Raw genomic sequence first — 12106 nt, forward strand, 5'->3', positions numbered from 1 at the left:
GCCCGCGTCGCAGCCTAACGCCGTCTCACGGGTGTTTCGTGGTGTGACGTGCCGCGGGTCAGTCGATCGCTGCCGTCGCCGCAGTCGTGAGCGGGACCCCGCCGATCCCGCGACGACGCCGCGAGCGGTCGAGGGCGAAGCTCGCGAGCGCGAGCACGATGCCCGCGACGGTGAGCACGAGGCCGACCCACACCGGTGCGATGTAGCCGAATCCGGCCGCGATCACGAGACCGCCGAGCAGTGCGCCGAGGCTGTTGCCGATGTTGAGTGCGGAGTGGTTGAGTGCCGCGGCGATCGATTGGCTGTCGTGCGCGACGTCCATGAGTCGGGCCTGGATCGTCGGCGAGAGCGCCGACGACGCGAGGCCGACGAGGAAGACGCCGATGAACAGCCCTGCCGGGAAGGCCGCCGTGAAGCCGAGCAGCACGAGGGCCGCCGCGAGCACGGCGAAGAAGAGGTACATCGATCGGCGCACGCTCCAATCGGCCATGCGTCCGCCGACGAGGTTGCCGATGACCATGCCGAGGCCGACGACGACGAGCGCAATGGGCACGAGCGACGCCGGAAGCCCGGTGACCTCGGTCGCGAGGGGGGCGATGTAGGTGTAGACGGCGAAGAGCCCGCCGAATCCGATCGCACCGATCGCGAGCGCGAACCACACCTGTGCGCGAGTGAACGCGCCGAGTTCGCGGCGGAGCGTCGCCTTCGGATCGCCCGCCTGGAACGGCACGGCGAACGCGACGGCGACGAACGTGAGCACGAAGATGCCGGCGACGGCGAGGTAGGCGACGCGCCAGTTCGTCGACTGCCCGAGCCACGTGATCGCGGGAACGCCGATGACGTTCGCGACGGTGAGTCCCGAGAGGACGAGAGCGACGCCGCGTGCGCGTTTGCCGGGCCGAGGAGACTCGCGGCGACGAGCGACGCGATGCCGAAGTAGGCGCCGTGCGGAAGGGCCGCGACGAAGCGCGCGACGAGCACGAGGCCGAAGGTCGGGAGAACGGCCGAGGCGATCGTGCCGAGCGCGAACGCCGCGAGGAGCGCGAGGAGGAGCTGCTTGCGCGGCCAGCGGGCGGCGAGCGCGGCGATCGTGGGGGCGCCGACGACGACGCCGGCGGCGTAGGCCGAGATGATCCATCCGGCCTGGGCGTTGGCGTCTTCGGGCGACTGCGCGTAGAGGTTCGGCAGGAGGTCGGCGGCGATGTTCGGCAGCAGGCCCATCGCCACGAACTCGGTCGAGCCGATGCCGAACCCGCCGAGGGCGAGGGCGAGGATCGCGAAGCGCACACGTGCGGGCGACCAGCCGTGCGCGGCGCCGGCGCTTGCCGCCGTCGGCGTCTGCTGCCCGCTCGCGCGTTTCCCGGAGGTCTGCTGCTCAGTGGTACCCGAAGTCACTCGGATGATTCTGCCACGATTCGAATCGATTCGACAGTGGTGGAGACGAATCGATTCGAGTGGATGTCACAAGCCACGGATTCTGCGGAAGTTCACGTTCCGAGGGGTGGCGGTCATGGCCGACGACCCATAGCCTGCCGACATGGACCCCACCGTGACGGTCGCCGGCGTGCTCAGCTTCGCGGCGATCGCGGTGTTCGCTTCGGTCGGCATCCGCATGCGGCGCCGGGCCGATCGCGCCGCTCGCGAGGCCGGTCGCGATGAGTCCAGGCGAGCGGGAGAAACGCCGCCCGACGACGCGAGCACTGTCGCGCTCCGTGCAGGCGGGGCATCCGCCTGGATGCGCGGCGGCGACGCGGGCTGACCGCCCTACTCCAACTCGCCGTCGATCGCCGCTTCGAGTCGCTCGAGTTTGCCCTCGAGCTCACCCGAGTACCCGGGCCGGATGTCGGCCTTGAGCACGAGCGATACGCGTGACCCGTATGCGCCGACCGCCTCGGTCGCGCGGCGGACGACGTCGAAGACCTCGTCCCACTCGCCTTCGATCGTCGTGAACATCGCGTCGGTGCGGTTGGGCAGCCCCGACTCGCGCACGATCTTGACGGCTGCGGCGACGGCGTCGTGCACCGATCCGTCGGTACGGCCCGTGCCGCTCGGTGCCACGGAGAATGCGACGAGCATCAGGACTCCTCCTCGAGGGCCGGACTGCCCGCGAACGCGGGCGATGCGAGGGCGACCCGCTCGCGACCAGCCTGCCACAGGGCCCGCACGCTCCAGACGACGAGCCCGAGCAGACCGGCGGCCTTGAGCGTGAGGAAGGTCACGAACAGCGGGTCGGCGGCGAGCAGCCACGCATACCAGTAGGGGTAGATGAGCTGGGTGAGCACCGCGACGACGAGCGCGAGCACCGCGGGCAGGCCGAAGCGCAGCGGGCGGGTCGCAAGTCCGAGCACGACGGGCGCCGCGAGCCACGCCGCGAACTGCGGTGACCCGACCTTGTTGAGCAGCATGAGCGCGGCCACGAGCGCGAGCGAGAGCGGAGCGAGCACCCGCCCGATCGGTGCCCCGCGCCGCACGGCGCGGACGCCGACGAGCACGATCGCGACGGCCGCGACCGCCATCGCGGGCGTCGCGAGCGCAGCCGCGATCTCGACCCCGGGTCCCGAGAGCTGATAGGTCAGGATGTCCCGGTCGTAGACGACCGACACGTCGTTCGACCCTGCGACGATGGCCCAGAGCCATCCGACCCCGAAGGGCGCCTCGACCTGGAGCCCTCGACCAGTCTGCTCGCCGAGGAAGCCGAAGACGTTGAGGCCCGACCCCGCGAGGAAGCTGACCGCGACGATGCCGACGCTGATGCTCGCGGCGATCACGACGACCTCGAATCGCCGCCGATGCGCGACCGTCACGGCTGCGAGGAGCGCGGCCGGCCACACCTTCACCCACGTCGCGATCGTGAGGAGCACGGCGGCGATGCGGGGGCGTCCGGCGGCGACGAGGAGACCGACGAGCGCGAGCGGCACGGTCACGGCGTCGATGCGGGCGAGCGCGATGGGGCCGAGGCACGCGAGAAAGAGCAGCCACCACCACGCCGCGACGCGGCGTGTGCGGGAGAGCCGACGCGTGCCGAGGAGCATCCCGAACGCGATGGCGTTCAGGATCGTCATGAGGCCGAGCCAGGTCTCGGGGTACCACGACGCGCCAAAGGCGAGCGAGGCCGCCATGGGCGCGAACGCGAGGATCGGATACACCCACGGCCCGTCGATGCCGATGCGCATCCAGCCCTCGTCGGCCGCCTTCGCCCAGTTCAGGTAGACGACCTCGACGTCGCCGAGGGGCCAGCCCCACCCGCCGAGGTTGACCCACACGAGGAGCGCGTGCACGAGCGCGAAGCCCGTCCAGAGGGCGGCGCGCGAACCGAGCAACCGGCGAAGAGCCCCGCTCCGCGGCCGAGCGGATGCCTCGGAGCCGCCGCCTGCCGTCATGGTGGAAGAGCCTAGCCGAGCGTCACAGTCCGCCATGTGGGCCCCTGCCCGCCGTGCGGAGGGGCATTCTGGATGACACCCGAGATCGAGTCCCCTGGAGGCTGCCATGTCCCGTCGCTCCATCGCCCTCTCCGTCGCCGCGCTCGCGGCCGCCGCTGCGCTCGCACTGTCGGGCTGCGCCTCGGGCACCGACGCGACGGGCTCCGACCCCGCCGCGGGCGGCGACGCCGACGGCTTCCTCACGGCCGGCAAGCTCACGATCGGCACGGGTGAGCCGGCCTACTTCCCGTGGGTCATCGACGACGACCCCGAGTCGGGCGAGGGCTTCGAGGCGGCCGTCGCCTACGCCGTCGCCGACGAGCTCGGCTTCGCGCACGACGACGTCGTGTGGGTGCGCACGACGTTCGACCAGGCGATCGCCCCGGGCCCGAAGGACTTCGACTTCAACCTGCAGCAGTTCTCGATCACCCCCGAGCGCCAAGAGGCGGTCGACTTCTCGTCGCCGTACTACGAGACGACGCAGGTCGTCATCACCGTCGAGAGCTCCCCCGCCGCCTCCGCGACCTCCATCGCCGACCTGAAGCCGCTCCTCATCGGCGCGCAGACGGGCACCACGAGCTTCGACGCGATCGAGGACATCATCGCCCCCGACCAGGGCGCGCAGGTGTTCAACACGAACGACGACGCGAAGCTCGCCCTCCAGTCGGGCCAGGTCGATGCGATCGTCGTCGACCTGCCGACGGCCTTCTATCTCACGGGCGTCGAACTCGACGGCGGCAAGATCGTCGGGCAGCTCGCCGGCACCGAGGGCGCCGACCAGTTCGGCCTCGTGCTCGCGAAGGACTCCCCGCTCACCGATCGCGTCACGAAGGCGGTCGACGCACTGCGCGACGACGGCACGCTCGCAGAGCTCGCCGACAAGTGGCTCGGCGGCGACGACACGGCGCCGGTGCTGAAGTAGCGCGCCGCGCTAGCGTGTCGGTGTGACCGACCAGGAGTGGCAGCCGAGCGCGCGCGAGCTCGAGCGCCGCGGCTTCCGGCGCGCGCAGACGACGCGTTCGATCGTGATCGGGCTCGTGTCGACGCTCGCGCTCGCGCTCGCCCTCGGTCTCTCGATCGGGCTGTCTCCGGGGTGGCCGCGTGTCCAGCAGACGTTCCTCGATCCGGGCATCGCCGTCCAGGCCTTCCCGCGCATCATCGAGGGGCTGTGGCTCAACGTCCAGGTGCTGTTCTTCGCCGTCATCGGGGTGACGGTGTTCGGGCTGCTGCTCGCGACGCTGCGGACGCTTCGCGGTCCGGTGTTCTTCCCGGTGCGGGCGCTCGCGGCGGGCTACACCGACCTCTTCCGCGGCCTGCCGCTCCTCATCGTCCTCTACCTCGTCGGCTACGGCATCCCGGCGCTCGAGTTCTTCCCGCGCATGCCGGCGGCCTTCTGGGGCACGATCGCGCTCATCCTCACGTATTCGGCGTACGTCGCCGAGGTCTTCCGAGCCGGCATCGAGGCCGTGCACCCGTCGCAGCGCCTCGCGGCGCGCGCACTCGGCCTCAGCCACGGACAGACCATGCGCCGGGTCGTGCTGCCCCAGGCGGTGCGCAAGGTGACGCCCGCGCTCATGAACGATTTCGTCGCCATGCAGAAAGACGTGGGCCTCATCTCGGTGCTCGGCGCGGTCGACGCCGTGCGCGCGGCGCAGATCGAGACCGCCCACTTCTTCAACTTCACGCCCTACGTCGTCGCGGGCCTGTTGTTCGTGCTCCTCGCGTGGCCGACGATCCGGCTGACCGACTCGGTCACGGCGCGCATGCGCGCCCGAGAGCAGGTCGGGAGCATCGTATGAGCGGCGCCGGCTTCGAGACGGGCGACGAGCGGGCGGATGCCTCGGGCGCGCCCTCGCCCGTCCTGCGGCTCCGAGACATCCGACGCGCCTTCGGCGACAAGGTCGTGCTGCGGGGCATCGACCTCGATGTCGCGGCGCACGAGGTCGTCGCGCTCATCGGCGCGTCGGGGTCGGGGAAGTCGACGCTCCTCCGCACGGTCAATCTGCTCGAGCCGATCGACGACGGGCTCATCGAGCTCGCGGGCCGCGACATCTCCGATCCGCGCGTCGACGCCGACGCTGTGCGGGCGCGCATCGGCGCGGTCTTCCAGCAGTACAACCTCTTCCCGCACCTGTCGGTGCTCGACAATGTGACGCTCGCGGCACGGCTCGTGCATCGCATGCCCCGCGCCGAGGCCGAAGGCCGCGGCCGCGAACTCCTCGCGTCGATCGGGCTCGCCGACTACGCAGAGGCTTTCCCCGACCGGCTGTCGGGCGGGCAGCAGCAGCGCGTCGCGATCGTGCGAGCGATCCTCACCGAGCCCGAGCTGCTCCTCCTCGACGAGGTCACGAGCGCACTCGACCCCGAACTCGTGGGGGATGTGCTCGCCCTCGTGCGGTCGCTCGCAGGCGGCGGCACGACGATCCTCATGGCGACGCACGAGATGGCGTTCGCGCGCGAAGTCGCCGACCGCGTCGTGTTCCTCGACGGCGGAGTGATCGTCGAGGAGGGGCCTGCGGCAGAGGTCCTCTCCGCGCCGCGCGAGGCGCGCACGCGCGAGTTCCTGGCGCGGTTCCTGTAGGGGCGTCTCCCGGCCGGAACCGAGTCTTCCGCCCTCGGTGTGCACCGCTGCCACCGGCAATTCAGGACGTTCCACGGTTCCGTCGGCGCGTCGCCGCGGTTCAGGCGGCGTGTCGCCGGATTCTTCCTGAATTGCGCCGCAGCCAGCGCGCCGCGTCGCCCGGGAATAGGGTCGGACGCCTCCCCCGCTACGCGCGCGCGAGCAGCGCGCCGATCACGCGCGGCACCTGCTCCGCGACATCCAACGCCGTGATCGGGCCGCCTCCGACCGCCTCGCTCGCGAGCTTCCCGGCCGCGGCGTGCACATGAACGGCGGTCGCCGCGAGATGCGTCAGCACGGTCGCATCGGTCTGGAGCGCCTCGCCGTGGGTCGCCGCGAGCGCGCCGAGGATGCCCGCGAGCACATCGCCCGTGCCCGCCGTCGCGAGCCAGTGCGTGGACGCCTCGATGACGAACCGGTTGCCCGACGGGTCGCACACGTGCGTGCGCGCGCCCTTCAGGAGCACGGCGACCCCGAGTTCGTGCGCCGCGCGCTCCGCCCATGCGGCGGGGTCGGCGCGCACCTCGTCGACGCTCGTGCGCACCTCGCGCGAGGCGAGGAGCGTCGCGAGCTCGCGCACGTGGGGGGTGATCACGGTGGGAGCCGAGTGGGTGCCGACGAGGTCGAGGGCCCCGGCGTCGAGCACGACGGGCTGCCCCGACGCGAGCGCGTGCTGGAGGTCGCCCTGCAGCAGGAACGTGCGCCGGCCCGGGTCCATGCCCGACCCGAGGACCCACGCCTGCACCCGCCCGGCCTGCACGACCGTCTCGGGGCGGCGCAGCAGCACGGCGGCGCGCACCGCGCGGGGGCCCGTGAAGCGCACCATGCCGACGCCCGTGCGGTACGCGGCCTCGACGCCGAGGACGGCCGCGCCCGGGTACTCGGTCGAACCGGTGACGACGCCGAGCACGCCGCGGCGGTACTTGTCGTCGTCAGCGCCAGGCCGTCTGATCCACGCGGCGGCATCGGCCGCGGTCCACTCCTGCCACGGGGTGCCCGTCATGCTCCCAACGATAGATTGGGACGGATGCCTCCGACAGCCCTCGCCCCCATCAGCCTCGCTCCGCGTGTCGTGGTCTTCGACTACGGCGAGGTCATCTCGACGACGCCGACCGACGACGAGCGCGAGCGCCTCGCCGCGCGTGCGGGCTTCGCGGCCGGCTCCGACGCCGCGGGCTCAGACGCAGCCGCCTTCTGGACGCCGTATTGGGCGCACCGCCTCGGTCTCGACCAGGGCGTGCTGTCGATCGCCGACTACTGGCGGGCCGTCGGCCGCGACGCGGGCGTCGAGTACACAGACCTCGACGTGCACGAGCTGTGGTCGATCGACCACCGCTCGTGGCTGTCGGTCGACCCGGGCACTCTCGCGGTGCTCCACGCCCTGAGCGAAGGCGGCACGCGACTCGCGCTCCTGTCGAACGCGGGCGCCGACTTCAGCGGGTGGCTGCGCCACGGCTCGTTCGCGCCGCTCTTCGAGCGCGTGTTCGTGAGCGGCGAGCTCGGCCTCGTGAAGCCCGACGCGGCGATCTACGAGCACGTCATCTCAGAGCTCGGCATCACCCCCGCCGAGTTCGTCTTCATCGACAACCGCGACGACAACGTCGAGGGCGCGATCGCCGTCGGCGGATCGGGGCACGTCTTCACGGGCGCGGGTGCGCTCGAGGCCTGGCTTCGCGAGGAGGCGGAATGAGCGAGACGGATGCTTCGGAGCACGCGGATGTCTCGGGTCCGGTGGATGCCTCGGGCCAGGCGGATGCCCCGATGAGCGCCCTGTTCTCCCCCATCTCGATCCGTGGGCTCGAGATCCGCAACCGCGTGTGGGTGCCGCCGCTGTGCCAGTACTCGGTGACCGCGCGCGACGGTGTGCCGACCGACTGGCACCTCGTGCACCTCGGCTCGATGGCCGCAGGCGGCGCAGGCCTCGTGATCGCCGAGGCGACGGCCGTGAACCCCGAGGGTCGCATCTCGGACCACGACACGGGCCTCTGGAACGACGACCAGGCCGAGTCGTGGGCCCGCATCGTGCGGTTCATCCGGTCGCAGGGCGCCGCGGCGGGGATCCAGCTCGCCCACGCGGGCCGCAAGGCGTCGGTCTGGCCCGAGCCGATGCGTCGCCCGGGCTCGCAGCCCCTCGACGAGGGCGGCTGGCAGACGGTGGCGCCGTCGGCGATCGCGTTCGAGGGCTACCGCGAGCCCGTCGCGCTCGACGAGGCCGGCATCCTCGCGGTCATCGACGACTTCCGCCGGGCTGCGCGGCGCGCGGTCGCGGCGGGCTTCGACCTCGTCGAGGTCCACGCCGCGCACGGCTACCTCGTGCACCAGTTCCTCTCCCCGCTGTCGAACGTGCGCGACGACCGGTGGGGCGGCTCGCTCGAGAACCGCGCGCGGCTCCTCCTCGAGATCGTGCGCGCCGTGCGCGCCGAGATCGGCGAGCAGATGCCGCTCTTCGTCCGCTTCTCGGCGACCGACTGGACCGACGGCGGCTGGGACGAGGCGCAGACCGCGATCGTCGCCGAGTGGGCTCGCGAAGCCGGAGCCGACTTCTTCGACATCTCGACCGGCGGGCTCGTGCTCGCGCAGATCCCCATCGGCCCCGGCTACCAGGTGCCGCACGCCGAGTACGTCGGCGAACGCGCCGACGTGCCCGTGTCGGCGGTCGGCCGCATCACGACGGCCGAGCAGGCCGAACGGCTCATCGCCTCGGGCGCGGCCGACGCGGTCATGCTCGGGAAGGCGCAGATGCGCGACCCGCATTTCGCGCTGCGCGCCGCCCACGAACTCGGCGCGGGCACGTCGATGTGGCCCGTGCAATACCTGCGGGCGCGCCCCGAGGTCAACGACGGCGAGTGGTAGCGCGTCGGCCGCTGAGCCCGTCGAAGCGCGCGCCCTGAGTCATCCGTTCGACGCCGCGGCCATCGCCTTCCTCGCGAGCGACTGCAACTGCGGCGACGGCTGCGTGAGCGCGACGATGTTGCCCTCGCTGTCGGTGAACCACGCGCTGCGGCCGTCGCCGAAGTCGGCGACGCCGTCGACGGTCTGAAGGCCCGGGAAGTCGTAGTCGAGGAAGACGAGCCCGTGCGTGCGGAGCGCCGTCATGTCTCGGTCGAGGTCGTCGGTCACGAGGCTCATCGCCGTGCTCCCGGCGGTGCCCGCGAACGAGGACTCGTAGACGAGCACGGGCACGCCGCCCAACTCGTAGATTGCCCCGCCTTCGTCGACGTGGGCGGGCTCGAACCCGAACACGTCGCGCCAGAACGCCTGCGCGCGATCGAGGTCTGCGGCGGGAAGCACCGCCATCGCCATCATCCGTTCGAACATGATGCACCTTCGGACTGGTCGGGCCGCGCGGAATCCTACGCCGCGCGCGCCCCGTCGGCGCACCGAGGCGGACGAGCGGCACGCGGGCCCCGAGACATCCGGTCGCCTGTCGACAGCCGGATGTCTCGGGGCGCGACGCCTACTGCCGCCTGGTCGCGTCCTGCACTTCGCCGACGAGCTCCTCGATGATGTCTTCCAAGAAGATGACGCCCGTCGTCGCGCCGTCCCCGTCGAACGCGCGCGCGACGTGCGTGCCGAGTCGACGCATGGTCGCGAGGGCGTCTTCGAGGTCGGTGCCGTCGAAGATCGACACGAGCCGGCGCACGCGCTTGGCGGGCAGCGGGTCGTCGAACTCGTCGTCGTCGAGGTCGATGACGTCCTTCAGGTGCACGTACCCGTCGGGTTCGCCGTTCGCGTCGACGAGCACGTAGCGAGAGAAGCCGTGCCGTGCGACGGCGCGCTCGACGTCGGCGGGCGTCGCGCCCGGCGGAAGGCTCACGAGCTGCGCGAGCGGCACGGCGACGTCGATGACGCGCTTCGCCGTGAACTCGAACGCGGCCGACAGCGTGCCGCTCGCGTCGTCGAGCACGCCTTCGCGGCGGGAGGTGTCGACGATCGTCTGCACCTCTTCGAGCGTGTACGTCGAGGCCGCCTCGCTCTTCGGCTCGACGCGGAAGAGCCGCAGCACCCCGTTCGCGGTCGCGTTCAGGGCGACGATGAACGGCTTGAAGATGCGCGCAAGCCACACGAGCGGCGGCGCGAGCAGCAGCACCGCGCGGTCGGGCACCGAGAACGAGAGGTTCTTCGGCACCATCTCGCCGAACACGACGTGCAGGTACGACACGAGCACGAGCGTGATGACGAACGCGATCGTCGCGACGACCTCGGCGGGCCACCCCGTGAGGTGGAGCGGGCCCTCGAGGAGGTGGTGGATGGCGGGCTCGGAGACGTTCAGGATGAGCAGCGAGCAGATCGTGATGCCGAGCTGGCTCATCGCGAGCATGAGCGTCGCGTGCTCCATGGCCCACAGGGCCGTCTTGGCGCTGCGCTTGCCCCGCTCGGCGAGCGGCTCGATCTGCGAGCGACGGGCCGAGATGACGGCGAACTCGGCGCCGACGAAGAACGCGTTGCCCGCGAGGAGCACGACGAGCCAGAGGAGGCCGATCCAGTCGTTCATAGGGTCGCCTCCTTGCCGTTCGCGGTGTCGGCGTCGATGCCTTCCGGCAACGGAGCAGGGTCGAACCGCAATCGGTCGATGCGGCGCCCGTCGAGGCGGCGCACGACGAGCACGCCGCCGTCGATCGGCACTTCGTCGCCGACGACCGCGAGCCGGCCGAGGACGCTCATGACGTACCCGGCGACGGTTTCGTAGTCGCCGTCTTCGGGCACCCGGATCGCCGTGCGGTCGAGGAGTTCGTCGGGGCGCAGAATGCCCGGGAACGAGATCGTGTCGCCCACGCGCACGATGCCCGCGCGCGTGCGGTCGTGCTCGTCGGCGACTTCGCCCACGAGCTCTTCGACGAGGTCTTCGAGGGTCGCGACGCCCGCCGTGCCGCCGTACTCGTCGACCACGACGGCGAGCTGGAACCCGCGCCCGCGAAGCTGGCCGAGCAGGGTGTCGAGCGTCATCGTCTCGGGCACGCGCAGCACGTCGGACTGCAGGGCCGACGCCGGCACGTCGGCGCGCCGCTCGCGCGGCACGGCGACGGCCTGCTTGACGTGGACGACGCCCACGACGTCGTCGAGGTTCTCGTCGTACACGGGGAACCGCGAGTAGCCCGTCTGCTTCGCGAGGTCGATGATCTGCTGCGCCGATTCGGTGCGCGCCACGGCCGCAAGGCGCGGACGCGGGGTCATGACGTCGGATGCGTCGTGGTCGGCGAACCGGAGGGTGCGGCCGAGCAAGGTCGCCGTGTCCTCTTCGAGGACGCCCGCGCTCGCGGAGCGGCGCACGAGCGACGACAGCTCTTCGGCCGAGCGCGCCGCCGACAACTCTTCTTTCGGCTCGATGCCGACCGCCCGGAGGATCGCGTTCGCCGACCCGTTGAGCACGGCGACCGCCGGCCGGAACACCCACGTGAACGCCGTCTGGAACGGGATGACGGCCTTCGCCGTCGTGAGCGGCAGCGCGAGCGCGAAGTTCTTCGGCACGAGTTCGCCGACGATCATCGACAGGAGCGTCGCGATGATCACGGCCGTCGTCGCCCCGACGGGCCGGATGAGCGCTGCCGGCAGCCCGATCGCGGCGAGCGGGCCGGAGAGGAGAGACGAGATCGCGGGCTCCATCGTGAAACCCGTGAGCAGCGTCGTGAGCGTGATGCCGAGCTGCGCGCTCGACAGGTGCGTCGAGGTGAGCTTCAACGCGGCGATCGTCATGCCGAGCCGCGTCTCGCCGCGTTCGCGGCGCGCTTCGAGGTCGGCGCGATCGAGGTTCACGAGCGCGAACTCGCTCGCGACGAACAAGCCCGTGCCGATCGTCAGCAGGAGACCGAACGCGAGCAGAACCCACTCAGACATCCGCACCTCCCCGACCGGTCACGGGCGAGGGTCTATGGGCAGTCGGATTCGCAGAGGGAGGATCGTCCATGGTCGAGTCAGTATATCGACGGCGGATGTCTCGGCCCCGAACCTTCACGCGGGCGAAACACGCGGCACGGGTCATCCGCGCAGCCTCTGCGTCGCTGCGACCGTCACCGATTCTCGAAGTCGCGCGAGGTGTGATGTCATGATCGCGTCGCTGCGGACATCT

12 protein-coding genes and 1 pseudogene are annotated in these 12106 nt (G+C 71.4%); 6 read left to right on the forward strand and 7 right to left on the reverse strand.

Annotated elements, in window-relative coordinates; genetic code table 11:
• Positions 1-58: 58 nt before the first annotated feature.
• Positions 59-1287, reverse strand: a pseudogene (locus ET445_RS15440) (MFS transporter).
• Between the two features lie 250 nt (positions 1288-1537).
• On the opposite strand from ET445_RS15440, the gene ET445_RS15445 reads away from it, so the two are divergent.
• Positions 1538-1759, forward strand: coding sequence for a hypothetical protein (locus ET445_RS15445; protein ID WP_129192058.1), 222 nt, complete (start codon positions 1538-1540; stop codon positions 1757-1759).
• A gap of 5 nt (positions 1760-1764) precedes the next feature.
• On the opposite strand, the gene ET445_RS15450 is transcribed toward ET445_RS15445, so the two are convergent.
• Together ET445_RS15450 and ET445_RS15455 are read right to left on the reverse strand one after the other, a co-directional pair.
• Complete coding sequence (locus tag ET445_RS15450) at positions 1765-2076, reverse strand: thiamine-binding protein (protein WP_129192059.1); 312 nt, start codon at positions 2074-2076, stop codon at positions 1765-1767.
• A complete protein-coding gene (locus ET445_RS15455) occupies positions 2076-3380 on the reverse strand; it encodes a glycosyltransferase 87 family protein (RefSeq protein ID WP_165314426.1) in 1305 nt (434 codons plus the stop codon). The genes ET445_RS15450 and ET445_RS15455 overlap by 1 nt, the downstream gene beginning before the upstream one ends.
• A 106-nt stretch (positions 3381-3486) precedes the next feature.
• On the opposite strand from ET445_RS15455, the gene ET445_RS15460 reads away from it, so the two are divergent.
• Genes ET445_RS15460 through ET445_RS15470 form a run of 3 tightly spaced genes read left to right on the forward strand, consistent with a single transcriptional unit; the run spans position 3487 to position 6000 of the window.
• Positions 3487-4341, forward strand: coding sequence for an ABC transporter substrate-binding protein (locus ET445_RS15460; RefSeq protein WP_129192061.1), 855 nt, complete (start codon positions 3487-3489; stop codon positions 4339-4341).
• 22 nt (positions 4342-4363) lie between these two features.
• A complete protein-coding gene (locus tag ET445_RS15465) occupies positions 4364-5218 on the forward strand; it encodes an amino acid ABC transporter permease (RefSeq protein WP_129192062.1) in 855 nt (284 codons plus the stop codon).
• The gene (locus ET445_RS15470) at positions 5215-6000 is read left to right on the forward strand and encodes an amino acid ABC transporter ATP-binding protein (protein WP_129192063.1); all 786 of its coding nucleotides are present in this window, start codon (positions 5215-5217) and stop codon (positions 5998-6000) included. Before ET445_RS15465 ends, ET445_RS15470 begins: the two co-directional genes overlap by 4 nt.
• 187 nt (positions 6001-6187) lie before the next feature.
• Here the strand turns inward: ET445_RS15470 and ET445_RS15475 are convergent, their stop codons facing one another.
• Positions 6188-7042 carry an NAD(P)H-hydrate dehydratase gene (locus ET445_RS15475; protein ID WP_129192064.1) on the reverse strand — a complete coding sequence of 285 codons (855 nt, stop codon included), beginning with the start codon at positions 7040-7042 and terminating at the stop codon, positions 6188-6190.
• A 24-nt stretch (positions 7043-7066) separates the two neighbouring features.
• Here ET445_RS15475 and ET445_RS15480 point away from each other — a divergent pair, with 24 nt between their 5' ends.
• A complete protein-coding gene (locus ET445_RS15480) occupies positions 7067-7729 on the forward strand; it encodes an HAD family hydrolase (protein WP_129192065.1) in 663 nt (220 codons plus the stop codon).
• A 71-nt stretch (positions 7730-7800) separates the two neighbouring features.
• A complete protein-coding gene (locus tag ET445_RS15485; protein WP_129192608.1) occupies positions 7801-8892 on the forward strand; it encodes an NADH:flavin oxidoreductase/NADH oxidase in 1092 nt (363 codons plus the stop codon).
• Between the two features lie 39 nt (positions 8893-8931).
• Here ET445_RS15485 and ET445_RS15490 read toward each other — a convergent pair whose 3' ends face one another.
• The 3 genes from ET445_RS15490 to ET445_RS15500 form a co-directional block, all read right to left on the reverse strand.
• The gene (locus ET445_RS15490; RefSeq protein ID WP_129192066.1) at positions 8932-9357 is read right to left on the reverse strand and encodes a VOC family protein; all 426 of its coding nucleotides are present in this window, start codon (positions 9355-9357) and stop codon (positions 8932-8934) included.
• Positions 9358-9496: 139 nt separating this feature from the next.
• Positions 9497-10534, reverse strand: coding sequence for a hemolysin family protein (locus ET445_RS15495; RefSeq protein ID WP_129192067.1), 1038 nt, complete (start codon positions 10532-10534; stop codon positions 9497-9499).
• On the reverse strand, positions 10531-11874 hold the full coding sequence (locus ET445_RS15500; RefSeq protein ID WP_129192068.1) for a hemolysin family protein: 1344 nt from the start codon (positions 11872-11874) through the stop codon (positions 10531-10533). Before ET445_RS15500 ends, ET445_RS15495 begins: the two co-directional genes overlap by 4 nt.
• Positions 11875-12106: the final 232 nt, after the last annotated feature.

Source organism: Agromyces protaetiae (assembly GCF_004135405.1).
Classification (GTDB): domain Bacteria; phylum Actinomycetota; class Actinomycetes; order Actinomycetales; family Microbacteriaceae; genus Agromyces; species Agromyces protaetiae.